This window comes from Bacillus cereus group sp. MYBK15-3 (genome assembly GCF_051916765.1).
GTDB classification, from domain to species: Bacteria; Bacillota; Bacilli; order Bacillales; family Bacillaceae_G; genus Bacillus_A; species Bacillus_A cereus.
The window spans coordinates 1,266,562-1,290,147 of sequence record NZ_JBQAHG010000001.1; the positions used below are offsets into that span (position 1 = coordinate 1,266,562).

Here is a 23,586-nt window from a genome sequence, read left to right on the forward strand (position 1 = left end):
TACAAAAAAAGAAGTCCGTTTCTCTTAACGAGAAGCGGACTTCTTTTTTGTTATCATTTTCTTTACATACAGCTTTTCTATTTCGATATACAACTGCGCTAATTGAATATAAGAATGATAATTACTCGGTTTCTTTATAATGAATGAATATCTTTCCATAAAATTAACAGGTTGCACTTTTAATTTATTCGTATTTATTTGCATTTCATTCAAACTATGAACAGGTTGTTCATTTAGCCAATAGACAACCGATAACAAGTGAGCTGCAAAAAGAATCATTGGTCCCTCAGCCTCTTGCTTATTTCTATTTCGAAACAGTATAGCAATGTCTTCATGCTTATTTTTCCATACATTCAACATCGCTGGAATGCTGTTTTCAATTTCCTTCCATGGCTCATACTGTCTTTCAATATCAAATATAAAGTAAGTATTTTGTATTATCTCTTCAAAAGAATTGTCTGTATGATACTTAATTAAATTTACACTTTCTTTAAAAAATGGTAAACAGTGAAATTCTTTCGGTATTTCTATAACTCGTTCCATCCTTTATTTCACCTTCATTCGCTTCTTTCCTTCACGACATACTTCTAACAGTCTGCATTCCTCACATTGCGGTCGTTGTGCTTTACAATGATAACGTCCAAAGAAAATCATACGATGATGTGTAACTCCCCACTCATCCATTGGTACTTTCTTCATTAATGTTTTTTCTACTTCTAACACAGAGTCTTTCCATCTACACATAGCTAATCGTTTACTCACTCGCTCCACATGTGTATCAACAGCAATTGCCGGAATTCCAAACGCTACGGAAACTACAACATTCGCTGTTTTCCTTCCTACACCTGGTAATTTCGTAAGTTCATCTCGATCGTTCGGTACTTCTCCATTATAGTCATCTAATAACATTCGGCATAATTTTTGAATGTTTTTTGCTTTATTTCTATACAATCCGATAGAGCGTATATCTTGTTGTAATTCTTCTAGAGAAACACTTAAATAATCTTCTGGTGTTTTATATTTTTGAAATAAATTTCTTGTCACTTTATTTACAAGTACATCCGTACATTGTGCAGATAACGCCACCGCGATTACAAGTTCAAATGGATTATCATGAACCAATTCACAATGTGCTTCTGGATACATATCCGCCATTGTGTCTAAACAATAACGGATTTGCGTTTTGTTAAGCATATTTTTCCTCCTATATTACTGCTCCAACCAATTATAAAAAGGCACTTTTCCAGTAAATTTCGTCTCTTGTTTTGTCATTTGTTGTGCCCTTTGTTGATTCGCTCTAAATTTTTGACCTTGATTTTGAGCCTGATCTACCGTTTTAATTCCATTCTTTTTCCACTCAAATAAAATACGATCAATATATCGGAAATTTAGTTTTCCACTCATTACAGCTTCTCTAAGAGCCGCTTGAATTAAATTTGGATGATGTTGATCTTGGTCCTCCCACATCCCTAACGTTTCACATTCGAACGGCGAAAGTGGTCTTCCAAATTCTTTTTCAAATACTGTATATAAATTTACTTGTAGCTGTTTTTTTTCTTTTTGCTCTTCCTCTATTGATTCATCCATTAAGAAATGTAATATTTTTTCCCATAACGGTTGTAAAGAATAACTTTCGCACATCATCGCTTCTGATCTTTGTCCACCTTCTAGTGATAAAAAACCTTTTTGAATCAACGTCTGAATTACTTCCATACATTTCATTTCCGTTATCGTCATCCGTTCAGAAATCTCTGAAGGAGTCGGAAACGAATTACCTGATTCTAAAAATGTGTGTACATGAAGTACAACCATAAATTCCGTCTCATTTAAACCTAATTTTTTATAATGCATCATAAGCAATTTTGGAATTGCAATGCTTCCCTGCTCAAACCACTGTAACATCATTTTCTTTTTCATCACCAAACACCTCGCTCTCTAGTATAACACACCTTTAGCTATTTCTTTTTGCCACAATCCGTCAAAAAAACCTCCCCATTAATAGGGAGGTTTTTTATATTACATGAATGAAATATAAAATTAAGCTTGCACTTTACTTTTCATAAATGTATGGATGCGCTCTAATGCTTTCTCTACTTGTTCAAGAGATGTCGCATATGATAAACGAACATTATTTGGAGCACCAAATCCTGTACCTGGTACAAGAGCCACTTTTTCCTCTTCTAATAGAGCTTTTGCCCAATCATCAACTGTTGCATATCCTGATAAAGCTACAGCTTCTTTTACGTTAGGGAATAAGTAAAATGCCCCTTGCGGTTTAATACAAGTAAAGCCAGGGATTTGAATTAATTTATCATAAATGATGTTTAATCTCTCTTCAAAGGCTTGACGCATTGTTTCCACAGGTTCTTGTGAGCCTGCATATGCCGCAATTGCGCCGTATTGAGCGATTGAAGTAGGGTTTGACGTACTATGACTCGCTAAATTCGTCATTGCTTTAATAAGCTGCTTATTTCCTGCAGCATATCCAATACGCCATCCTGTCATAGAATGAGATTTAGATACACCATTAATAATAAGTGTTTGTTCTTTTAATGCATTAGAAAGCTGGGCAATTGAAGTATATTCTACGCCACCATAAATTAATTTTTCATAAATTTCATCAGAAACGATTAAAATATCATGTTCTAAACATACTTCTCCAAGCTGTTGTAATTCTTCTTTGCTATAAATCATTCCTGTTGGATTGCTCGGTGAATTAATAATAACTGCTTTCGTTTTCTCTGTAATTGCCTCACGCAGCTGCTTTGCTGTAATTTTGTACTCATTGTCTTCTAAACCTTCTACATAAACCGGCTTACCGCCAGCAAGCTTTACTTGCTCTGGATAGCTTACCCAGTAAGGAGTTGGGATGATAACTTCATCTCCCTCATCAAGTAATACTTGGAATAATGTATATAATGCATGCTTTGCACCATTACATACAATAATTTCAGATGGATCATACGCAATACCTTGATCGCGAGTAAATTTCTTCACAATTTCTTGTTTTAACGATTGTAATCCACCTGTTGGTGTATACTTCGTATGCCCTTCTAACATCGCTTTATGTGCAGCATCCATAATATGCTCTGGTGTATTAAAGTCAGGTTCCCCTGCCCCTAATCCAATTACATCATGACCCTCTGCTTTTAATGCTTGTGCCTTTGCTGTAATTTCTAAAGTTGAAGACGGTGTTAAAGCAGCTACTCGCTTTGCTAATTTCATTTGTAGTTCCCCCTACATCTATTTTTCAATGCTATATCGTCTTAAAAATTTTCCATCTTTAAATTCAAGATAGTAATAACTATAACGATTGTCATCATCAATATATGTAACTTCCCATAGTGGTACATCATTTTCAAAGCCTAATTTCACTTTCATAATCTCTTTCGGCTTACTTTTTGATTCCTTACTTTCATTGCCGACTTGCTCTATTGTTCTTTGTATAGCCTCTTTTTCAGAAATACCTTCGCTCTTTTTCCTTACTACAGTATCCCCTTTTTTCTCAGGCACCCAAACGATAAGTTGTTCTCCCTTTTCATCTGTACCTTGCACGACTATATATGCAGATTTTCCGTTGTAATAATCAACAGATTTCACCTTTGTAAGCTTTGCTTTTTCTTTAGCAATTTCTACAAATTTCGACTCTTTTGGAATTTTCTTTCCCATCGCTTTATTATAAACATACGCCCCATATATTCCGCTAGCAACGATAACAATAATGATTGCAAAGATCCACTTTTTCATTGTATCACTACGTTCTGTAAATCGTAAATACAGCTGTTTCTTTATCTTTTTCGTCTAATGCTAGTCCGAACATGAGGTCCTGCTCTTTTAACGTACGATTTAAACTATCAACAATTTTATACAAATCCGACGAATATTTAATACGCGTCGTTGATAGTACTTCGATTTTCTTATCCATGAAAAAACTCCTCCGTTACACAAAAATTTCTAATTATAGAAGAACGCAATGCGGTTACAATAAGAGTACATTCTTTACAACCCCTGCTTCATCACCCATCTATTATAGCAGGACATGTACAGCAAAAAAAGGTTTCAAGTCGAAAACCAACACATTTTATATACAAGAAGTAAGAAAAATAAAATTCCTCCTACCCACATTTTTTACGCCTGAAGTTTATAAGTACTTCAGGCGTATTTTTCTTCCATTTTTATTCATTTGATGGTTCTTCTAATTGTACTAACAATTCTTCTAATGGTCCTTCATAAAGAGGTACGTTAGGAATCGATTGTAGAAATCGTTTTCCATAGGAAGAACTCGTCAAACGACGATCTAACACTACTACCGTTCCTGTATCTGTATTCGTTCGAATTAAGCGGCCGAATCCTTGTTTGAAACGTAATATTGCTTGTGGGAGCGCTAATTTAGCGAATACATCTTCACCTTGATTTTTTAGCCACTCACCTTTCGCTTCCATCATCGGCTGATGAGGAGGTGTAAATGGTAGACGGACTATAACAAGACAACTTAAGGCATCTCCAGGAATATCTATTCCTTCCCAGAAACTGCTCGTCCCTAATAAAATTGATTTGTCGAACTCTTGAAACTTTCGAATTAAGCGGCTTCGACTTCTATTATTCACACTTTGGGTGAGTAATAAATAACCCTCTAATTCATCATTATTTTTTAAATTCGCATACGCTTCTTTTAACATTTCATACGAAGTGAATAAAACGAGCATTCTGCCTTTTGTGGCTTTTGCTATCTTTGCAATATGTTCCGATACAGATTCAATATATCGCTCATTACTTACTTGCTTAATAAAAGGTACATCCGTTGAAACCATTAATTTCATCTGTTCATCATAACGAAATGGTGACGGAACCTTTAATGTATTTGGAGCGAAATCATGTAAACCAAGTTCCTCTTTTATATAATCAAACGTATCGTTAACTGTTAGTGTTGCGGATGTAAAAATAACACTCTTTTTTTCTGTTAAAAATTCATCAGCAAATCTTTCACCAATATGGACAGGCTGTGCGTATAGAACTGTTGAATGAATCGTCCCTTTCGTTTCAGTCTCCATCCAAGTTACATACGAATTCTTTTCTAATACGAGTAACTGTAATGATTCTGCCATCTTTCTCAGCAACTCAATTAAATGCATAAATTCACCTGTTACAACATGCATCTCCCATTCTAACTTACTTTGCAATATATCCACTTGCTTCTCAAGAGCAGTTACTACCCTTCTTAATTCATATATAAAACGATTTGTTAATTCGACGATACTATCCCACAACTTACCTTTTTCTAGTTCTGCGTTATACCTATAGATGAGCGGCATATTATTCGTTCCTTGCTCTTGCTTTGTTTGTTTAAATATAAAAGTACGTAACATTTGGAAGAGTTCATCCGCATCAAACTTAAGTTCCTTCAAACTATAACTTATCATACGGAAAGTTGAACGAGATGCTTGCTCTGATTTTTTCATCATTTTATATACTTTGGAGAGTACATCTTCTGTTTCTAGCGTCCCAAGACGAGATATAACCAATTGAAAATACATACAAGAGAACTGTTCACCCAATGTTCTACTCGCAGCTTCTTCAATATGGTGAGCTTCATCAAAAATAATATGTTCGCATGAAGCAAACAACGGTTCTTCACTTGAAAAATCTTGAAATAATAACGCATGATTTGTAATAACGATATCTGCAAATAAAGCTTTATTCTTCGCTCGCTGATAAAAACAACGACTAAACCAATTACTTTGCATACCGCCTGGACTATACGCATCGCTACAAATACGATTCCAAAGTAACTTTCCGCCCTCAGGAATATTTAATTCGTCTCGATCACCTGTTTCAGTTTGCAATAGCCAAACTAAAATCTTCGCCTTCGTAAGTGCCATATCATAATTTTTTTCTTCCTCTTGCAAAGCATACTCAAATTTATGTAAGCATAAATAATGCTTTCTTCCTTTTAGAAGAGCTGCCTCAAATGAAAATGGCATTATTTTTTGTAATAACGGAATTTCTTTTTCTAATATTTGTTGTTGGAGTTGTACCGTTTGTGTACTTATAATGACAGGTTCTTCTTTTCTCTTTGCAAAATAAAGACTAGGAAGCAAATAAGCAAGAGTCTTTCCTGTTCCTGTACCCGCTTCAATTAGTGAAAAACGAGAATCTCTTAACGCCGTATATATCTCTTTCATCATCAGTTGTTGACTTTCTCTTCTTTCAAACTTTGGCATATGTGATTCCAATTTATCCATCGTTTTATTCAAGAAAGCATCAAACTTTGATGAACACGTTTCTCCAAGGTTTAAGGAATAGTTCCGCTTTTTCAGCGCAATATTTCGATGTATTTCATACTCCGCTATATCTTCTTTACCGTGCATTACTTTCTTTAAAATATTTTCAGAAAGCACATCAGCTATATCGCTTTGGAACACATCACTTAATTCATAAAGCGATTGCAACGTGACAAGTGGTAACTTTTCAATTTCATTTAAAAATTGTAAAAATAATTCCGCTGTTGCAAGAGCATCACTATCCGCACGATGTGGTTGATCGTGCTCTAGTTCATGCTTCTTAGCTAAATCACGTAATTTATAACTATCGGCTGTCGGCAAAAGAATTTGAGCCAATTCAACCGTGTCGATTTTCGGACAATGTATTTCTGTATATCCAGCTTGCCTTAATTCTTCATTTAAAAAATTCCAATCAAAGTGAACATTATGCGCAACGAAAGCCGCACCTTGTAATAGCTCAACAATCATCGGGGCTACATCTTGAAATAACGGGGCTTGTTTTACAAGACTTTCATCAATCCCTGTTAATTCTGTAATAAATGGTGGGATCTCTCTCTTTGGGTTAACAAAAGACGAAAAAATCTCCAATATCTCTCCATCTTCTACTACAACAGCTGCAATTTGGGTAATTTTATCCTTCCCATCTTTCCAGGAGTTCCCTGTCGTCTCTAAATCAACAACGACATAACGCTTACTCATATATGTAACACCTCAATTTCTTACCTTTCAAACAACAATAATTTATATAATGTTACTATACCACGTTTTATCTCATCTTAATGAAAAGATGCACAAAAAAGCTATCTCCGCAATGGAGATAGCCTTTCTACTTATAATATCGTACCCGCTTTTTCAGCACCTAACATTTCAATAATTTGATTATTATCGTCTAATACTGCAATTTTTGGTTCTTGTTTATGAATCTCTTCTTCCGTAACTAGCCCATAACAAATAATAATTACTTTGTCCCCTGGTTGTACAAGCCTTGCCGCAGCACCGTTTAAACAAACAACACCACTACCGCGTTCCCCTTTAATAACGTATGTCTCTAAGCGAGCACCATTATTATTATTTACAATTTGGACTTTTTCGTTTTCTACAATATTTACTGCATCCATTAAGTCTTCATCAATTGTAATACTACCTACATAATTTAAATTTGCCTCCGTTACAGTTGCACGATGTAACTTTGCTCTCATCATTGTGCGAAACATAGATGCTCCCCCTTATTTAACTGTTAATGTTATATTGTCAATTAATCTTACATTTTCAAACTTAACTGCAATAGCTAAAATGATTCTTCCTTTGACTTTCTCTACCATTGTTAATGACGGATATGCATATAAATCTGCATAATCTACAGTGCCTTTCGTATGCGTCTCAATATACTCTTTCACAAGATTTGTAATGATTTCGGGATTACGTTCACCTGCCTCAATTCTTTCTTTCGCTATACATAGGCTGCGGTATAAATGAAGAGCTTCTTCACGTTCATCTTGTGATAGGTACACGTTACGAGAACTTTTCGCTAAACCATCTTCTTCCCTTACAATATCAACTGGTACGATTGTAACTGGAATATTGAAATCAGTTACAAACCCTTCAATTACTGCAACTTGTTGAGCATCTTTCATACCGAAATAAGCACGCTTTGGCAGCGTAATATTAAATAGTTTCATTAGTACAGTTGCAACACCAGCAAAATGACCAGGTCTTTGTTGACCGCATAATACGTCCGTGCGCTTCACAACTTCTACCGTTGTTGTTTGTTCTGCTGGATACATTTCTTCTACACTCGGATAAAATAAATAATCTACACCGTTTTCTTTTGCTACATTTTCATCTCTATCAATATCACGAGGATATCGATCTAAATCTTCATTTGGGCCAAATTGTAGTGGGTTTACAAATACACTTAAAACTACAGTTTCATTTTCTTCTCTTGCCTTACGTAATAAAGTAGCATGGCCTTCATGTAAATAACCCATTGTTGGAACAAAACCAATACTCTTTCCACTTGCACGAAGTTCGCTCGTAATTTGCTGCATCTCTTGCACTGTAGTTACGATTTTCATTATTGTTTTCCTCCATATAACGCTAAGCATTCTTCCTCTTTCATTGTGAACGAATGTTTTTCTTCAGGAAATTGCCTTGTCTTTACTTCAGTAACATATTGTGAAATCCCACGCACAATCTCCTCTTGAACAGACGTATATTGCTTCACAAATTTCGGAACACGATTTACGCCGTATGAGATAAGATCATGATAAACAAGCACTTGCCCATCTACTTTTTGTCCTGCGCCAATCCCAATTGTCGGTATTGTTAGTTGCTCTGAAATAAGTTCTGCTAACTGCATTGGTACACATTCTAACACAAGCGCTATTGCACCAGCTTCTTCACATTTCTTTGCATCTTCTATTAATTTTTTTGCACTCTCCGCATCTTTTCCTTGCACTTTATATCCACCCAACACTCCTACAGATTGAGGGGTTAAACCTAAATGCGCTACAACAGGAATTCCTGCGTTCGTCAAATATTGAATCGTCGATATAACTTCTCCAGCACCTTCTACCTTCAGTGCGTGTGCCCCGCTCTCTTGAACGATGCGGCGTGCATTCACCATCGTTTCTTGTAATGATACGTGATACGACATAAATGGCATATCAGTTACAATAAACGTCTCTTTCGCTCCGCGGCGTACAGCTTTCGTATGATGAATCATATCCTCTACTGTTACAGGTACTGTTGAATCGTATCCGAGTACAACCATTCCAAGAGAATCTCCAACTAGAATCATATCAACTTCAGCTTCTTCTGCTAATTTAGCAGATGGATAATCATACGCCGTTAGCATTGTAATCGGCTCACCTTGCTCTTTCATCTTCAAAAAATCTGTTTTTGTTTTCAAAAACTACTCCTCCTTTATGCAGGAGAGAGGAGATGGCCGAAATCATATAAAAAAACCCCTCTGGCCATAAAAGGGCAGAAGGGTTGTGTGTTAGTCGGCATTATTCATCCCTCTGTCCCAGTCCGTTATTGGATCAAGGCAGAATCCAAGTTATTATTTTTCGTATGACTTCGAATCATGGTGCAGTTCGCTCTGATACTGCCCACATTCGAACTAATTATAGCAAACTACAAAAAGGAATTACTACATTTTTTCGAAAAAATAATTTTTTATTCTTATTACGGTATATGAAATTTAACACGAGAGTATATATGCTATACAGTTTTTATGGATAATTCAATCCTGAAAAGATACATGTTTTTTCAACGCATGTTAAAAAAGTCCAAGTTAATTTTTTCTGTAATCAATTTAACTATATAGTATAACTCTTAAACTAATGATGCAGGTTAATTGAGGAAAGTACTTAACAAAGGAGAATTGCAGATGTCTATGAACAGGTGGTTATTTCGATTCAGCAGTTTGCTTGTAATGATTGTATGGTGGATGTCTTTAGGATCCTCCCAAGTATTTGCCTCAGTTCATGTCGTAACACAACCCACCGATTTAACGAAAGTGATTGAGGTTGAACTAAATGATGATTACTTTAATCCAAATGTCATAACGATTCCGCTTGAAGGATCAACAACATTACTATTGAAAAATAAAGGTAAAAACGAGCACACCTTTACAGTGAAAAAACTCGGTATTGACGTCGTAGTCCAGTCAGGAAAAGAAAAGAATATTACCGTGAAACCTAAAAATACTGGTACATATGAATTAATATGTCGATACCATCTTCTTAAAGGAATGACAGGCAAAGTAATCGTCAAATAACATGCCAGGTCAACTCGACGGAAGCTATTTTGAAATGAACTTTAAATATGAAAAGAATTTATTATCATGTTACAAATTCAACTCAAAACTATTGAAATAAAAAGAAGTTCCAAAAGAGGAACTTCTTTTACTTAATTTCGATATCTGCAGAATGAATATGATGTACTTTTCCTTCATGGTCTTCTAGAAGCAATACACCATCCTCTGTAATTCCTTTTGCTACACCCGTAATCGTCTCTCTCATTGTTCGAGCGGTAATTTCTTTCCCGATGCTCACAGCGTAACTTTCCCAAAGAATTTTAATGACAGAGAAACCATTTTGTAAATACTCTTCATATAATTTTTCTAGTTGTAAATAGATTTGTTGCATAAGTTCTGCACGAACAATCGGCTTACCTGATTCAATCGCTAATGAAGTAGCAATGTGCTGAATTTCTTCATCAAAATGTTCTTGCTTTTGATTCGCATTAATACCGATGCCCATAATGACAGCATTAATTTTATCAGGATCCGCTTGCATTTCTGTTAATATACCTACAGCCTTTTTACCTTGAATTAAAATATCATTTGGCCATTTTATTCCTACGTTTACACCTGTACATTTTTCAATTGCCTGTGCAACACTAACAGCCGCTAACAAAGTAAGTTGCGGTGCATGATGAACTGGGATTGATGGGCGTAAAATAATACTCATCCAAATCCCTGTTCCTTTTGGTGAATGCCATTTTCTGCTTAAACGACCTCTTCCCGCTGTTTGTTCTTCTGCTACAACGACAGTTCCTTCTTCTGCACCTTCATAAGCAAGTTTTGCTGCAATGTGCTGCGTTGATTCAACAGTTTCTTCAAAATACACTGTTCTACCAATCCGCTTCGTTTGTAGCCCTAACTGAATTTCATTAGCAGTCACTTTGTCTGGCTTACTTGCAATTCGGTAACCTAATCGGCGCACAGCTTCAAGTTCATATCCCTCACTCCGGAGATCCTCCATATGTTTCCACACAGCAGTTCTTGAACAACCAAGTTTATCACTAATTGTTTGGCCGGATACAAACTCGCCATCCGCTTCAGAAAAAACTTGCAATAACTGCTTTCTTATAGTAGATTGCATCCTTGCAGCCACTCCCTTATACGCTCTTTCTCATTAACTACGTTTCCTTGTACGATTGCTTCTTCGATTTTCTGAAGCATTTCAGCAACCCACGGACCAGGCTTTTTGTTTGCCCAGTTTAATAAATCATTACCAGTCACATTCATTTCTTGACGCTCCTGGATTGGCAATGCATGAAACATTGATTGTACTCGTTCAACAGATGTAGGATCATAGCTTTCAATCATCGCTTCATATACTCTCTCTGCCATTTCAGCGATATGAATTCCCGTTTTATAAAGAAGGACTGTATCCCAATCCTTCTCCTTTCTAGTACGAATTGCCAATAAAACTGCAACAATATCTTTTATTTTTTTATTCGAAAACTTCCATTGACGTAAAAAGACAGATGGATGTTCTTCTCCGATACAATATAAGAAAAATGCCCACGCCTCAATATCCGTTTCGAAAGAATCCCATTTATACTGCGTAGCTTTTAACAGTCTCTCTTCTGACATTTGTAAATATGGCAAATGAGAAAATAGCTTCGTCTCTACTAATTCTTTGAGACCTTTCACACAATAGGTACCAGTTAACAGTTTCTCAAACTCTACTGTAATACGCTCAATTGCTATATGTTCTAGCAAATGCCCATGCGTTTCAATCGCTTGCTTCGTTTTCATTTCTAATGAAAAACCTAACGTGCTTACAAACCGAATACCACGCATCATTCGCAGGGCATCTTCTTGAAAACGATCCGCAGCATTTCCAACTGTCACAATTTCTCTCTGTTGAATGGCTTCCTGTCCAGCAAATAAATCAACCATTTTGCCTTCTTCTGTCATAGCAATTGCATTCATCGTGAAATCACGACGTTTTAAATCCTCTTCTAATGAACGAACAAATTGAACACTACTAGGTCTTCGAAAATCTTCATATTCGCTTTCTGTTCGAAAAGTAGTTACCTCATAAGGCTCACCATTTTCTACAACAATTACAGTTCCATGCTCAAGACCAACAGGAACATTTCTTGGGAATATAGCCATCACTTCTTCTGGTAGAGCAGATGTCGCAATATCAATATCTCCAATCGGCCTATCGATAATAAGATCTCGTACGCTCCCACCAACAAAGTAAGCCTCATGTCCTTGTTGCTTTAATGTCTCAATAATAGAACTAGCTTTTTTAAATCTTTCCATTTTTGTCATCCCTTAGTACGTCATAGTAAATCGTTTCATATTGTGAAACAATTTTTTCTGAGCGAAATTGCTCATAAACACTTTCTCTTGCTCGCTCTCCCATATTACGGTGAAGTTCCTCGTCCTTTAATAGCTGAATAGCTTGATTTGCCACTCCTGTTGTATCGCCAACTTCACATAAATATCCTGTTTCCCCGTGTTGAATAACCTCTGGAATACCTCCAACCCGCGTTCCGATACAAGGTACACCACACGCCATTGCTTCTAATAAAACAAGACCAAAACTTTCCTTCTCTGATAGAAGCAACATTAAATCACTCATCGCAAGTAGTTCTGCAACATTATCTTGCTTCCCTAGGAATAAAACGCGATCTTCAATATGTAAATTTTTCACTATCTGTAAAATCGTACAGAATTCTGGTCCGTCTCCAACAAGAAGCAACTTCGCATCTACTTCTTTAACAATTTTAGCAAATGCCTGAACAACATCCTGCACACGTTTCACTTTACGGAAATTCGAAATATGAATAAGTACTTTTTCACTCTCACTTATACCATATTCTTTCTTTAATTGAGACATATTACGCTTGAAATATACACGTTCGTCTATAAAGTTATATACCGTTTGAATTTCTTTACTTGGTTTTACAAGCTCATGTGTTTCGTTAATTAATGAATGCGAGACAGCAGTGACAACATCTGATTGCTCAATACCAAAACGAATTAAATTATTTAACGAAGGGTCGGAACCTAACACAGTAATATCTGTTCCATGTAAGGTTGTAACAATTTTAATACGCTCTCCGATCATTTGTTTTGCTAAATATGCACAAATTGCATGTGGTATTGCGTAATGCACATGTAAAATGTCTAAGTTTTCTCTTTGTGCAACCTCGGCCATTTTACTTGCTAACGCTAAATCGTATGGTGGATATTGAAATACAGAGTATTGATTTACCGTCACTTCATGAAAATAAATGTTTGGATATACTTTATTTAACCGGAATGGTAAACCCGATGTAATAAAGTGAATTTCATGCCCACGTTCCGCCAATTGCTTTCCTAATTCTGTTCCAACAACTCCAGAACCACCTACAGAAGGATAACATGTAATACCTATTTTTAATTTCATTTACATCCCCCTAATAAATCAGCATGTAATAAAACCGGTTTCTTACTCATAAATCCCTCGGCATACAAGACTCCAACTTCTTTTCCAAACATCTTCTCACGAGCGATCACAGTTTCAACGTAACCTTCTGTTAACGGTGTCTTAACACCATCGCTCCCTGTTGAAAACTGACTTTCATACGCTTCTAATGCTTCCACCTTTATAGAGAGGTACTCACTTATATCTATACAAAAATTCGGTTTATGAAAACCATTAATCATATAATTATAAAAAGACTCCACACGATGTGGTGAAAGTTCCGGCATATATTTACGGATTCCTGCTGAAAAAATAGCCTCTTCCACAAGCTTTGCACAATTTGCATGATCTGGATGGCGATCTTCATAGTACGGGGCAAAAACTAGTTTTGGTTTATATGTACGGATCACCTTGACAATTTCACGTATATACTCTTCTTTCATATACAAACCACGGTCTGGCATCGCTAAATTCAGCCTCGTTTTTACTCCCATTATACGAGCTGCGACCTTCGCTTCTTCTTTTCTCAACTCTATCGTTCCATTTGAAGAAAGATCAGCTTCTGTTAAATCACAAATACCTACTTCATACCCTTGCTTTGTATATTTAGCGATGGTACCAGCCATGCCGATTTCAACATCATCGGCATGAGCACCAAACGCTAATATATGTAATCCACTCATAATTGTTCCCCTCATTTTCTTAACTTACGATAATCTAAATCTCCTCGCTCTAATGCGTGCATTAACATTTCAGCACTTGCCATATTCGTTGCAAGTGGAATCGCATATACATCACATAAACGAAGCAATGCATTCACATCCGGTTCATGCGGCTGTGCTGTTAATGGATCGCGGAAGAAAATCACCATATCTAAGTCGTTCTTTGCAATCATTGCACCAATTTCTTGATCTCCACCAAGAGGGCCAGATTGATATCTTGTTACAACTAATCCAGTCGCTTCCATAATACGAAGCCCTGTCGTTCCTGTTGCAAATAATTCATGTTGTTCAAAAATTGGTTTATATGCGTATGCAAACGAAACCATATCATTTTTCTTTTTGTCATGTGCGATTAAGGCAATTTTCATCCGTTGTCTCCCCTTTAGTCGATAATATTTTCTAAACCGTACACAAGATGATCAAGGTTCATTACTGTCTCAATTGATAGTTTTACACCTGACATAAATGATGCACGATTGAATGAATCATGACGAACTGTTAACATTTGTCCATCTCCACCGAACATTACTTCTTGGTGTGCAATAAGCCCTGGCAAACGTACACTATGAATGTGAATACCGTCTACATTTGCACCACGTGCACCTGCTAGTTGCTCTACTTCATTTGGATGACCTTGCTGCTTTGATTCACGATTTTGACGAATTAACTCTACCGTTTTTACAGCTGTACCAGATGGTGCGTCTAATTTTTGATCATGATGTAATTCAATTACCTCAACATCTTGGAAATATTTCGCTGCCATTTGTGAGAATTTCATCATAAGAACTGCACCAATTGCAAAGTTTGGAGCAATAATTGTTCCTACTGCTTTTTCTTTTGCATTCTCTGTTAAACGTGCCAATTCTTCTTCTGTAAATCCAGTTGTACCAATAACCGAACGAAGTCCACGCTCAACTGCAAGTGTAACGTGTTGTTTCCCCACTTCTGGTGTTGTTAAATCTAACAACACATCTGCTTCTACTTCATCTAAACAAGTATGTAAATCAGCGTAAATCGGTGCATGTAATGCTGGCATGCCAGGTAAATCAGAAATCTTCTCACCACCATGCTTATAATCCACTGCTGCTACTAAATTAAAATGTTCCGTTCTTTCCATAAGAAGAACTGCTTCATGTCCCATACGTCCTCTTGGTCCGGCGATAATTACTTTAATTTCTTTCATTATTCTTTCTCTCCCTCATCAATACGTGTCCAGCGATCTTTATCACGTGTATTAAATTTATTCATTACAATGTTATGTGCTGTCTCTAAATCAATATTTAAACTATTTGCCATACAAATCATAACAAATAATACATCTCCAAGCTCTTCTTCAATACTTCTTTCTTTTTCAGTTGTTTTCTTCGGTTTCTCACCATAATAATGATTTACCTCTCTTGCAAGCTCTCCCATTTCTTCCGTTAAACGAGCCATCATTGCAAGCGGACTGAAATAACCTTCTTTAAACTGACCAATATATGCATCTACTTCTTTCTGCATATCTTTCATCGTTTTTGCTTCCATACTATTCACCTCTAATCCTTCCTCTTTCATGTTAGCCAATTCATCGCGATTTGACAAATATTATTCCCCGCCAAACACCTATTTGCGACCCATTTTTGGATAGACTATAATAAAGTGAAACTTCTTTTGCGTTTTTTTGCAAAAGATTAGTTGAACTAATCGGGTTCCTACGGCTGGTTCTCCTTTCTTCAGAGCTTTATCTCCTACCAGCCGTTAGAGCGGGATAAAGTGAAACCTTCTTTTGTGCTTTTCGCAAAAGATCAGCCCACATCAATCAAATTCTTACTATTTTCACTAGCAACTAGAAATTACTTATTATTATGTTTTACTGTTTCAGCGGAGCAATGCAATCATTACATAATTAGGGGGATTTCTATATGACATCAAAATTGAAGATGCGAAATATTATTTTTATTTTAATCGGTTCCGCTATATTTTCTTTCGGTATTGTCAATATCAATATTGAAAACCACCTTGCAGAGGGTGGGTTTACTGGAATTACACTATTATTGTATTTTTTATTTAAGTTTGATCCTTCCTACTCAAACTTAATTTTAAATATCCCTATATTTTTTATTGGTTGGAGGTTACTTGGCAGAACGACATTTTTATATACATTAATTGGCACCTTTAGCGTATCTTTATTTCTATGGATTTTCCAGCGTTACGAAGTACTCAACTTACATTTAAACTTGCAAAATGATATGACACTCGCAGCTTTATTCGCCGGGGCATTTATCGGTATCGGCCTTGGAATAATATTTAAATATGGCGGGACTACTGGCGGTGTAGATATTATCGCACGACTAGCTCACAAATATGTTGGCTGGAGTATGGGGAAAACAATGTTTATGTTTGATGCTGTCGTTATCGTAGTCTCTATTCTTACCTATTTATCATACCGCGAGGGCATGTATACGCTAGTTGCTGTTTTTATCGGTGCTAAAGTCATTGATTTTATGCAAGAAGGAGCTTATGCTGCCAAAGGAGCGACTATTATCTCAGAGAAAAACGATGAAATTGCTGCCAAAATTTTATCTGAAATGGAGCGCGGAGCAACCTTTTTAAAAGCTGTTGGATCGTATACAAAAGTGGAACGTAACGTATTGTATTGCGTTGTTGCTAAAAATGAAATCGTGAAATTAAAGAATATCATTACTTCTGTAGATCCTCATGCTTTTGTCGCTGTAAGTGATGTACATGATGTAGTTGGTGAAGGATTTACGTTAGATGAAAATAAAAACCCTTTACATAATTAAATGTAACTAGAAAAGCGCCTTAGCTTTTCTAGTTTTTTATTACAAGTCTTTTAAGCTTCTCAAAATCCTCATGAATAAGCTCCAATAAACTCCGATTATAAAAAATGGAAGCTGGATGAAAAGTCGGAAAAACATGATATTCTTTCTCTGACCATGTAAACTCTGCACTTTGCATATCCTTTAATTTTTGAATGGGCTGTTTTAATAATTGCCCGTGTACATCTGTGATTTTTTTATTTTCTCCTGTTAAACGTTGAAGACCGATATTTCCAAGCGTGACGATAAGCTTCGGATGTATTTTCTCTAATTCATAATCTAACAAAGGCGCATGGGCAACTATTTCTCCCTGATTTGGCGTTCTATTATACTTTTTTTGTATGATTTCACCATTTCTTTCTTTTTTCTCTCGCCATTTATAAGGTCTACTTCGAACAGCGCTCGTAATATATACTTCTTCCCTTGTAACATCAATACGCTCTAAAAAATCCATTAATTGTTTTCCCGCCCTCCCGCTAAACGGAATCCCATTATGAATTTCTGTTTCACCAGGCGCTTCTCCTAACAACATAAATTTGGGATTTTCAGGACCTTGTCCACTTAAAAAACCTTCTAGTTGATAAGGAGCACTGCGCTCTTGCACTTGTTTTACTAAATGGTCTGGATATTTCATTTCCCCCCACCGCCTTTCCGCATTACTTCTATTATTTCTATTTGCAATACATTATATAATTCAATCCATACAACAAAAAAAGACTATCAAAATTGATAGTCTTTAGTCGTCGCTACGCTGCATACCAGTATACATTAATACGAGACGTAATAATTCAAATACCGCTACAGCTGCAGCTGCTACATATGTTAATGCTGCCGCATTTAATACTTTACGAGCTTGCCCATATTCATCTGTTGATACAATACCTAACGCTTCAATTTGTTGCATTGCGCGCTTTGACGCATCAAACTCAACTGGCAATGTAACGAGCTGGAACACAACACCTGCTGCCATTAAAATGATACCTAATAACAACAAACCAGACATTTGTGCAAATATACCGATTAGGACGAAAATCCAAGACATATTCGAACCAAAGTTTGCAACTGGCACTAACGAATGACGAACGCGCATAAATTTATAATCTTTTGCATCTTGAATTGCGTGTCCTACTTCGTGTGCTGCAACTGCTGTACCAGCAACTGAATGTCCATAATAGTTATCTGTTGATAATCGAACCGTCTTAGCGGTTGGATCATAATGGTCTGATAAATGACCTGGTGTTTCTTCTACAGCTACGTTGTATAATCCATTTTCATCTAAAATTTTTCGAGCCACTTCCGCTCCTGTCATACCTGATGTTGAATAAACTTGTGAATACTTGCTATAGGCACTACGTACTCTTGACTGTGCATACAACGGTATGATCATTATGATCGCGAAGTAAATTAAATAAAACATCATGAACCTCCATTGAAGTTTTAATTATAGTACTTCTCATTCTATTTTCTTCTGCCACTATTGTCAATGAATAAACCTTACAATCCATATCTTTATTTATTGCATTATCTATTTTTAGAATGTACATTACTTTTTCTTTTTTCTCTCTCTCCTTTATACTTTCTCCATCCAACATAAGTTAATGTGAAGAAAATAAGTCCCCCAGTAATTGTCATAAACCAAATGAGAGAGGGTGCAATTTCATCTTTTTTTACTGTGTGAAATATCTTTTGCAAATCCCCTTTAATAATCCCTAATTGCATTTGGCCGCCTTTCGTTTTTAACATAACGTTACGAAATTCATCTAAATAAGATAAATGAACATTTACACGCTGAACCTCGTTTTCTGGCAAAGCAATCATTAAGCTTGGATAAATAATATTGAATTCATTTAAAAACGTATTTAACGTTTGTTGAAACTGCCCAGCATCTTCTTTTTCCATCGCTTTTTCCATTTGAGAAAAGGCATCCATTACTTTCCTTTCTCTTTCCATCCAAAGTGGTTGATATTTCGATACTTGTGCATCAACAGCAAGTTGTAATGCCAGCACATTATCAATTTTAGCTTGCTTACCTAAACCTTCTTCAGAGAGCGATTGTTGCGCCTTATCGTAAGCTAAAGAAATAACTCTAACTTGATCTGGTGTTACTTCCTGCTTCTTTTCATTCCCCTTTATTAAAAATTGCTCCGAGAAATGTTGTAATACTTGTACCGCTTTTTCATCTTCATTACGCTTCACTAACTGTAACGAGTCGTCTAACAACCCTGTTAGCTCATTCCACTCTTCAGCATATATACGTAACGGAAACATTATAATTAGAAATGCTATCAATCCAATTAATGTTCTCTTCATCCCGGTCCCCCCTATAACTACTAGTACAAAATATGTTAATTTGGACAAGAATAGAACAGAACTAGACCGAAAAATATATTATCATTTTACAAAGAAAAAAATTCTCTTTAAGCAGAGAATTTTTTCTGTGACATCCTTTTCTTTTTTACGAAATATCGATATAAACTGTAACAAAGTATACTACCACCTAAAATGAATAATAAAATAGCACACGCAGCATGCATAAAGAACTCTTCTGGTAACATTAATATAATTGGATCTTTTTCAGGATCAAAAACCCAATAATCATTACTAAATAAAAGTTTATGGAATAATACAAAACTCTTTTCAAAATTAATAGCAATTGGTAACATAAGCGCTATCGGAAAAATGATTGTTAAAATCGATCCGTGCAGTAAAAACTTTTCATTTTTCTTTTTTAATAAATAAATTCCGCCTATCACTGCAATCATAATTGTCGCATACATCACATATTGAATCTTTACTAAAATATTTTTAACATCTACAAAATGAATACGGCCATTTGTGGACATATCTAATGTTGGCAAATGTAATGCTCCGTCATAAAACGGGGATAAATATGTAATAAGCACATCGTAATTTCTTTTAATTTCATCCTTCGTCATATCCGCTAAATCAGGAATATTTAAAAAATCAATTTCAAAATAATACAGCCATTTTCCATAGACAACTGCCGTTGTTGCGAGTGCAAAAATAGAAAATGCTATGCTATATGAAACAACTAAAGTAATCAATCGATCCAATATTTTTGTACCACTCTTATTTTTCTCCATGTTCTCCCCCTAAATGTTCTAACCATCATAAAGAAAATTGTTTCCTTTGCTCACGTAAGCAACAATAATATGTAATACATAGTACAGCAATACTTAACCAAAACGTAAAATAACCAATTTCCTCTACAAACAAATGCATAATTCCATATCGCGGCATTTGCCAAAATAAATAATCAATTGCATCGTTATGCAACGTCCACACAGCTGCTACTATAAAATGCCATTTTTTTATACGATAGAATGGAGCATATAAAAATCCTTGTACTGCCATCGCAAAGTGCGAAAGCATTAACATGTAGCCCATAAGGCCAATAGGCCCTTTTACGTAAATCATAATCCCGTTTACAACAACAGCCCAAATACCATATTTTATTAAAGTTACAATCGCTAACGCTTCTATTAATCCCCAGTTTCTCTTTGCCAAAAAAGCAATTAAAACAAAGACAAAAAAGAGACTCGCCATAGGACTATCTGGTACAAACGGCCAAAATATAGGTGACGTTTCTTTCAATTGATTTCCGTACCATATAAATCCGTAAATTGTACCTAATATGTTAACAATTAATAAAAATAATAATACCGAGCGTTGTCTTAACATTGCATACAAGTACACCAATCCGTATGTCCAACACCTTTCAAGCAAAGTAATTCATTCATTAAATCCTACTCTATTATAACAAACTTCATCCAACTAAATAGAAAAGCTGACTACAAATTTTGTAGTCAGCTTTTTATTATTTTTTATTATACTTTGCAACGAATTCCGAAAGCTTCTTCAGTTCCTCATCCGTACCTTTAAATACACCTTTAGGCATTGAACCTTTTCCCTCTTTCGCAATTTTAGCAATTTCTTCTGGCTTTAAAGTTAAGTTTTGCAGTGCCGGTGCTGCTGCCCCGCCCTGTAAATTGTCACCATGACATGTTAAACAAGTATTTTTTTGCATTAATTTATAGCCATCATCATTTTTATCAACTGGCGCTGTTTTTACAATTGCTCCTTGTTTTTTTGCAGCTTCCCAGTCGTGGTGTGCTACAGATTCCCAAGTTAAAAAGATAATCGATGCAATTGCTAAAAGCATAAATCCAGTTGCCACAGGACGCTTCAATGGACGTCTTTCTGGACCTCGATCAAGAAATGGAGCTAACAGTAATGCTCCAAACGCAATCCCTGGCATAATAAATGCTCCAATTACAGTAAATGAACCGGAAGCATAAGAATACTTTAATAACTGATACAAGAATAAGAAATACCAATCTGGAAGTGGTATATATCCAGCATCAGTTGGGTCCGCCATTCTCTCAAGCGGCGACGGATGCGCCACTGTTAAACATAAATAACCGATTAAAAAAACTGCACCAACCATCCATTCTTTTAACAAGAAGTTCGGCCAAAATGCTTCTGTTTTCCCTGGGTATTCAGAATAGTCTTTTGGAATATTTGGTTTCCGAGCTACTGGTACCCGAGAATCTCCTACAAACTTCATCCCTTTGCCGCGATGCATAATCTCCCTCCTTTTGTTCTTTCCCCTTTAATTTAGCAATCTCTTATAGTGGACCGGAAATACCTTGTTTGCGAATCATGATGAAGTGGAAGGCCATTAAACCTAGAAGTGCTGCTGGTAAGAAGAAGACGTGAATAGCAAAGAAGCGAGTTAATGTTTGAGCGCCAACAATTTCGGAATGACCAGCGAGTAATGTTTTAATATAAGGACCAATGAGCGGTGTTTGCTCTGCAATTTGAATCCCTACTTTTGTAGCAAATAAAGCTTTCATATCCCACGGCAATAAATATCCGGTAAAACCAAGACCTAACATAACAAAGAAAATAAGAACACCAACAATCCAGTTTAACTCACGGGGCTTTTTATACGCACCTTGGAAGAAAACTCTGAGTGTATGTAAAAACATCATTACAATTACGAGACTAGCACCCCAGTGGTGCATACCACGAACAATTTGCCCATAAGCAACTTCATTTTGTAAATAGTAAACTGATTCCCAAGCATTTTTAATATCAGGCACATAATACATCGTCAAAAACATTCCAGATAAAATTTGAATTACAGTAACGAAAAAGGTAAGTCCTCCAAAGCAATAGACGAATGCAGAGAAGTGATGTGCCGGGTTTACATGTTCAGGTACTTCATGATCAGCGATATCACGCCATATTGGTGTAATATCCAATCTTTCATCCACCCAATCATAAATTTTATTTAACATCTACTTTGCACCCCCTCTTGGCTTCGCTTTTCCTAGATACAGCGTTCCATCTTTCACTTTAGACTCGTACACATCAAGCGGAGCAAGGGGTGGCGTACCTTTAATGTTAATCCCATCTTTTGTATAACGCCCCCCGTGACATGGGCAAAAGAATTGATTCGGATGTGCTTTGTCCGAATTCCAGTTAACTGTACATCCTAAATGTTTACATACTGGAGAGAACGCAACAATGTCTCCGCTTTCATCTTTATGAACCCAAGCCGATTTTGGTTCTTCAGACTTGTACCAACCATCAACCTGCTTCACTTTAAAATCGAAACGCTTCGGCTCTGTTGTAATATCCTTTACTTGCGCAACAGCAACCATATCTGTTCCCGCTTCTTTTCTTAACACCGGATCAAGCGCAAATCGCGTCATCGGCATTAAAATACCGGCAGCCATAAAGCCTCCTACCCCTGTGAGTGTGTAATTTAAAAATTGTCTTCTTGACACGCGATGTTCTTTGTCGCTCACGAAAATTTCCCCCCTCTATCAGAAATTGTCCCCTCGTGATAAATTATATAAAAAATAAAAACTAGGACACTATCATGATATAATACGCTCATGCACAGGTCAATATCATACTACTCATAATAATAAGAACTTTCTGTTTATTGCGAGTTTCCCCATTTCTCTTCCAACATCACCATTATATTTTTTATATGCGCATGAATAACTTCTCTTTTTGCTTGATCACTAAATTGTTCTAACGCTAATGAAGGAAACCAAAATAAATCTCCCTGTAATTCTTGCATATCCTCTTTCCATGAAAAATCACTTGTAACATAAGCAATATGCTTAAAACCTTCACTTCGTAAATGATTTGTCCATTCTTGCAAACGACCTTTTTCATTCTTTTGACTTTCTACCAAATACGTAAACGCAGGCAGTAAAAGCACTCTTCCTTTATACTCTCTTTCCAATTCCGTGCTCAACAATTCGATAAATTCACCTTGTTCTACAACCATTTTCATTTCTTTTGCTGCCGAAACTGATAACAGCGGTATTACTCCTGTATCAACATACTCTCTTGCTTGCTCAAACTGTTCTACATCTTTTACAATCCACTTCAAATCCCTTCCCTCCTTCACTTACAAATGACAGAACTTTCACTTTATATATATTAAACCACACTAAAAGAGGTAAAAAAAGAAAAACTACCCAATATAGGTAGTTTTTCT

At 36.1% G+C, this 23,586-nt stretch carries 28 protein-coding genes; 2 read left to right on the forward strand and 26 right to left on the reverse strand.

All coding sequences use genetic code 11. The features are described 5' to 3' along the window. Window positions 1-24 precede the first annotated feature (24 nt). The 10 genes from ACTFR8_RS06435 to panB all read right to left on the reverse strand — a co-directional run bounded on the left by ACTFR8_RS06435 (window position 25) and on the right by panB (window position 9,192). The gene (locus ACTFR8_RS06435; protein ID WP_000442650.1) at window positions 25-543 is read right to left on the reverse strand and encodes a YpoC family protein; all 519 of its coding nucleotides are present in this window, start codon (window positions 541-543) and stop codon (window positions 25-27) included. A gap of 3 nt (window positions 544-546) precedes the next feature. After that, window positions 547-1,194, reverse strand: coding sequence for an endonuclease III (gene nth, locus ACTFR8_RS06440; RefSeq protein WP_000933034.1), 648 nt, complete (start codon window positions 1,192-1,194; stop codon window positions 547-549). Window positions 1,195-1,209: 15 nt separating this feature from the next. Next, a complete protein-coding gene (gene dnaD, locus ACTFR8_RS06445) occupies window positions 1,210-1,917 on the reverse strand; it encodes a DNA replication protein DnaD (protein WP_000728552.1) in 708 nt (235 codons plus the stop codon). A 120-nt stretch (window positions 1,918-2,037) separates the two neighbouring features. After that, on the reverse strand, window positions 2,038-3,225 hold the full coding sequence (gene aspB, locus ACTFR8_RS06450) for an aspartate transaminase AspB (protein WP_000761571.1): 1,188 nt from the start codon (window positions 3,223-3,225) through the stop codon (window positions 2,038-2,040). A gap of 18 nt (window positions 3,226-3,243) precedes the next feature. Continuing rightward, on the reverse strand, window positions 3,244-3,747 hold the full coding sequence (locus tag ACTFR8_RS06455) for a cell wall elongation regulator TseB-like domain-containing protein (protein WP_000758739.1): 504 nt from the start codon (window positions 3,745-3,747) through the stop codon (window positions 3,244-3,246). A gap of 7 nt (window positions 3,748-3,754) precedes the next feature. After that, the gene (locus ACTFR8_RS06460; protein WP_000358352.1) at window positions 3,755-3,925 is read right to left on the reverse strand and encodes a YpmA family protein; all 171 of its coding nucleotides are present in this window, start codon (window positions 3,923-3,925) and stop codon (window positions 3,755-3,757) included. 250 nt (window positions 3,926-4,175) lie between these two features. Beyond that, window positions 4,176-6,980 (reverse strand): ATP-dependent DNA helicase DinG, encoded by a 2,805-nt coding sequence (gene dinG / locus ACTFR8_RS06465; protein WP_000044957.1) that lies wholly within the window; start codon window positions 6,978-6,980, stop codon window positions 4,176-4,178. Between the two features lie 131 nt (window positions 6,981-7,111). Beyond that, a complete protein-coding gene (gene panD, locus ACTFR8_RS06470) occupies window positions 7,112-7,495 on the reverse strand; it encodes an aspartate 1-decarboxylase (protein ID WP_000490182.1) in 384 nt (127 codons plus the stop codon). Between the two features lie 12 nt (window positions 7,496-7,507). After that, window positions 7,508-8,356, reverse strand: a complete 849-nt coding sequence (gene panC / locus ACTFR8_RS06475) for a pantoate--beta-alanine ligase (protein ID WP_000707027.1) — start codon at window positions 8,354-8,356, stop codon at window positions 7,508-7,510. Next, entirely contained in the window at window positions 8,356-9,192 is an 837-nt protein-coding gene (gene panB / locus ACTFR8_RS06480; RefSeq protein WP_000851108.1) for a 3-methyl-2-oxobutanoate hydroxymethyltransferase, read from the reverse strand. The genes panC and panB overlap by 1 nt, the downstream gene beginning before the upstream one ends. A 483-nt stretch (window positions 9,193-9,675) precedes the next feature. Between panB and ACTFR8_RS06485 the strand changes: the two genes are divergently transcribed. After that, complete coding sequence (locus ACTFR8_RS06485) at window positions 9,676-10,065, forward strand: cupredoxin domain-containing protein (RefSeq protein WP_000062393.1); 390 nt, start codon at window positions 9,676-9,678, stop codon at window positions 10,063-10,065. Window positions 10,066-10,192: 127 nt separating this feature from the next. Here ACTFR8_RS06485 and ACTFR8_RS06490 read toward each other — a convergent pair whose 3' ends face one another. From ACTFR8_RS06490 to ACTFR8_RS06520, 7 genes are read right to left on the reverse strand one after another with little or no spacing between them, the layout of a single operon-like run. After that, window positions 10,193-11,173: a biotin--[acetyl-CoA-carboxylase] ligase gene (locus tag ACTFR8_RS06490; protein WP_001192064.1), complete on the reverse strand. Its 981-nt coding sequence runs from the start codon at window positions 11,171-11,173 to the stop codon at window positions 10,193-10,195. Then, window positions 11,158-12,351 (reverse strand): CCA tRNA nucleotidyltransferase, encoded by a 1,194-nt coding sequence (locus tag ACTFR8_RS06495; RefSeq protein ID WP_000439317.1) that lies wholly within the window; start codon window positions 12,349-12,351, stop codon window positions 11,158-11,160. The genes ACTFR8_RS06490 and ACTFR8_RS06495 overlap by 16 nt, the downstream gene beginning before the upstream one ends. Next, a complete protein-coding gene (gene bshA / locus ACTFR8_RS06500; protein WP_000768305.1) occupies window positions 12,338-13,483 on the reverse strand; it encodes an N-acetyl-alpha-D-glucosaminyl L-malate synthase BshA in 1,146 nt (381 codons plus the stop codon). The genes ACTFR8_RS06495 and bshA overlap by 14 nt, the downstream gene beginning before the upstream one ends. Beyond that, window positions 13,480-14,184: a bacillithiol biosynthesis deacetylase BshB1 gene (gene bshB1, locus ACTFR8_RS06505; RefSeq protein ID WP_000015673.1), complete on the reverse strand. Its 705-nt coding sequence runs from the start codon at window positions 14,182-14,184 to the stop codon at window positions 13,480-13,482. Before bshB1 ends, bshA begins: the two co-directional genes overlap by 4 nt. 11 nt (window positions 14,185-14,195) lie before the next feature. Next, on the reverse strand, window positions 14,196-14,591 hold the full coding sequence (gene mgsA, locus ACTFR8_RS06510; RefSeq protein ID WP_000684765.1) for a methylglyoxal synthase: 396 nt from the start codon (window positions 14,589-14,591) through the stop codon (window positions 14,196-14,198). Window positions 14,592-14,605: 14 nt separating this feature from the next. Next, window positions 14,606-15,406 carry a dihydrodipicolinate reductase gene (dapB, locus tag ACTFR8_RS06515; protein ID WP_000658810.1) on the reverse strand — a complete coding sequence of 267 codons (801 nt, stop codon included), beginning with the start codon at window positions 15,404-15,406 and terminating at the stop codon, window positions 14,606-14,608. Then, complete coding sequence (locus ACTFR8_RS06520; protein ID WP_002108639.1) at window positions 15,406-15,747, reverse strand: nucleotide pyrophosphohydrolase; 342 nt, start codon at window positions 15,745-15,747, stop codon at window positions 15,406-15,408. The genes dapB and ACTFR8_RS06520 overlap by 1 nt, the downstream gene beginning before the upstream one ends. Before the next feature lie 377 nt (window positions 15,748-16,124). On the opposite strand from ACTFR8_RS06520, the gene ACTFR8_RS06525 reads away from it, so the two are divergent. Then, window positions 16,125-17,006 carry a YitT family protein gene (locus ACTFR8_RS06525; protein ID WP_000202121.1) on the forward strand — a complete coding sequence of 294 codons (882 nt, stop codon included), beginning with the start codon at window positions 16,125-16,127 and terminating at the stop codon, window positions 17,004-17,006. Between the two features lie 28 nt (window positions 17,007-17,034). Here ACTFR8_RS06525 and ACTFR8_RS06530 read toward each other — a convergent pair whose 3' ends face one another. From ACTFR8_RS06530 to ACTFR8_RS06570, 9 genes are all read right to left on the reverse strand, one after another. Next, window positions 17,035-17,676, reverse strand: coding sequence for a uracil-DNA glycosylase (locus tag ACTFR8_RS06530; RefSeq protein WP_252209907.1), 642 nt, complete (start codon window positions 17,674-17,676; stop codon window positions 17,035-17,037). 102 nt (window positions 17,677-17,778) lie between these two features. Further along, window positions 17,779-18,462 carry a zinc metallopeptidase gene (locus tag ACTFR8_RS06535; protein ID WP_058839490.1) on the reverse strand — a complete coding sequence of 228 codons (684 nt, stop codon included), beginning with the start codon at window positions 18,460-18,462 and terminating at the stop codon, window positions 17,779-17,781. A gap of 101 nt (window positions 18,463-18,563) precedes the next feature. Beyond that, the gene (ypjB, locus tag ACTFR8_RS06540) at window positions 18,564-19,352 is read right to left on the reverse strand and encodes a sporulation protein YpjB (RefSeq protein WP_000831583.1); all 789 of its coding nucleotides are present in this window, start codon (window positions 19,350-19,352) and stop codon (window positions 18,564-18,566) included. Window positions 19,353-19,459: 107 nt separating this feature from the next. Further along, window positions 19,460-20,146: a lipoprotein intramolecular transacylase Lit gene (lit, locus tag ACTFR8_RS06545; RefSeq protein ID WP_000414377.1), complete on the reverse strand. Its 687-nt coding sequence runs from the start codon at window positions 20,144-20,146 to the stop codon at window positions 19,460-19,462. A 25-nt stretch (window positions 20,147-20,171) separates the two neighbouring features. Continuing rightward, complete coding sequence (locus ACTFR8_RS06550) at window positions 20,172-20,762, reverse strand: DUF1405 domain-containing protein (RefSeq protein ID WP_025967075.1); 591 nt, start codon at window positions 20,760-20,762, stop codon at window positions 20,172-20,174. Window positions 20,763-20,880: 118 nt separating this feature from the next. Further along, window positions 20,881-21,648, reverse strand: coding sequence for a menaquinol-cytochrome c reductase cytochrome b/c subunit (qcrC, locus tag ACTFR8_RS06555; protein WP_000554603.1), 768 nt, complete (start codon window positions 21,646-21,648; stop codon window positions 20,881-20,883). A 43-nt stretch (window positions 21,649-21,691) separates the two neighbouring features. Beyond that, window positions 21,692-22,366: a menaquinol-cytochrome c reductase cytochrome b subunit gene (gene qcrB, locus ACTFR8_RS06560; RefSeq protein ID WP_000932700.1), complete on the reverse strand. Its 675-nt coding sequence runs from the start codon at window positions 22,364-22,366 to the stop codon at window positions 21,692-21,694. After that, a complete protein-coding gene (gene qcrA, locus ACTFR8_RS06565; protein WP_001280593.1) occupies window positions 22,367-22,879 on the reverse strand; it encodes a menaquinol-cytochrome c reductase iron-sulfur subunit in 513 nt (170 codons plus the stop codon). 137 nt (window positions 22,880-23,016) lie between these two features. Continuing rightward, entirely contained in the window at window positions 23,017-23,478 is a 462-nt protein-coding gene (locus tag ACTFR8_RS06570) for a YpiF family protein (protein WP_050821742.1), read from the reverse strand. Window positions 23,479-23,586 lie beyond the last annotated feature (108 nt).

What these genes read in the sequence shown, in the direction of transcription:
- ACTFR8_RS06435 (WP_000442650.1), bottom strand. Translation starts at nt 543, where the DNA reads ATGGAACGAGTTATAGAAATACCGAAAGAATTTCACTGTTTACCATTT.
- nth (WP_000933034.1), bottom strand. Translation starts at nt 1,194, where the DNA reads ATGCTTAACAAAACGCAAATCCGTTATTGTTTAGACACAATGGCGGAT.
- dnaD (WP_000728552.1), bottom strand. Translation starts at nt 1,917, where the DNA reads ATGAAAAAGAAAATGATGTTACAGTGGTTTGAGCAGGGAAGCATTGCA.
- aspB (WP_000761571.1), bottom strand. Translation starts at nt 3,225, where the DNA reads ATGAAATTAGCAAAGCGAGTAGCTGCTTTAACACCGTCTTCAACTTTA.
- ACTFR8_RS06455 (WP_000758739.1), bottom strand. Translation starts at nt 3,747, where the DNA reads ATGAAAAAGTGGATCTTTGCAATCATTATTGTTATCGTTGCTAGCGGA.
- ACTFR8_RS06460 (WP_000358352.1), bottom strand. Translation starts at nt 3,925, where the DNA reads ATGGATAAGAAAATCGAAGTACTATCAACGACGCGTATTAAATATTCG.
- dinG (WP_000044957.1), bottom strand. Translation starts at nt 6,980, where the DNA reads ATGAGTAAGCGTTATGTCGTTGTTGATTTAGAGACGACAGGGAACTCC.
- panD (WP_000490182.1), bottom strand. Translation starts at nt 7,495, where the DNA reads ATGTTTCGCACAATGATGAGAGCAAAGTTACATCGTGCAACTGTAACG.
- panC (WP_000707027.1), bottom strand. Translation starts at nt 8,356, where the DNA reads ATGAAAATCGTAACTACAGTGCAAGAGATGCAGCAAATTACGAGCGAA.
- ACTFR8_RS06485 (WP_000062393.1), top strand. Translation starts at nt 9,676, where the DNA reads ATGTCTATGAACAGGTGGTTATTTCGATTCAGCAGTTTGCTTGTAATG.
- ACTFR8_RS06490 (WP_001192064.1), bottom strand. Translation starts at nt 11,173, where the DNA reads ATGCAATCTACTATAAGAAAGCAGTTATTGCAAGTTTTTTCTGAAGCG.
- ACTFR8_RS06495 (WP_000439317.1), bottom strand. Translation starts at nt 12,351, where the DNA reads ATGGAAAGATTTAAAAAAGCTAGTTCTATTATTGAGACATTAAAGCAA.
- bshA (WP_000768305.1), bottom strand. Translation starts at nt 13,483, where the DNA reads ATGAAATTAAAAATAGGTATTACATGTTATCCTTCTGTAGGTGGTTCT.
- bshB1 (WP_000015673.1), bottom strand. Translation starts at nt 14,184, where the DNA reads ATGAGTGGATTACATATATTAGCGTTTGGTGCTCATGCCGATGATGTT.
- mgsA (WP_000684765.1), bottom strand. Translation starts at nt 14,591, where the DNA reads ATGAAAATTGCCTTAATCGCACATGACAAAAAGAAAAATGATATGGTT.
- dapB (WP_000658810.1), bottom strand. Translation starts at nt 15,406, where the DNA reads ATGAAAGAAATTAAAGTAATTATCGCCGGACCAAGAGGACGTATGGGA.
- ACTFR8_RS06520 (WP_002108639.1), bottom strand. Translation starts at nt 15,747, where the DNA reads ATGGAAGCAAAAACGATGAAAGATATGCAGAAAGAAGTAGATGCATAT.
- ACTFR8_RS06525 (WP_000202121.1), top strand. Translation starts at nt 16,125, where the DNA reads ATGACATCAAAATTGAAGATGCGAAATATTATTTTTATTTTAATCGGT.
- ACTFR8_RS06530 (WP_252209907.1), bottom strand. Translation starts at nt 17,676, where the DNA reads ATGAAATATCCAGACCATTTAGTAAAACAAGTGCAAGAGCGCAGTGCT.
- ACTFR8_RS06535 (WP_058839490.1), bottom strand. Translation starts at nt 18,462, where the DNA reads ATGATGTTTTATTTAATTTACTTCGCGATCATAATGATCATACCGTTG.
- ypjB (WP_000831583.1), bottom strand. Translation starts at nt 19,352, where the DNA reads ATGAAGAGAACATTAATTGGATTGATAGCATTTCTAATTATAATGTTT.
- lit (WP_000414377.1), bottom strand. Translation starts at nt 20,146, where the DNA reads ATGGAGAAAAATAAGAGTGGTACAAAAATATTGGATCGATTGATTACT.
- qcrC (WP_000554603.1), bottom strand. Translation starts at nt 21,648, where the DNA reads ATGCATCGCGGCAAAGGGATGAAGTTTGTAGGAGATTCTCGGGTACCA.
- qcrB (WP_000932700.1), bottom strand. Translation starts at nt 22,366, where the DNA reads ATGTTAAATAAAATTTATGATTGGGTGGATGAAAGATTGGATATTACA.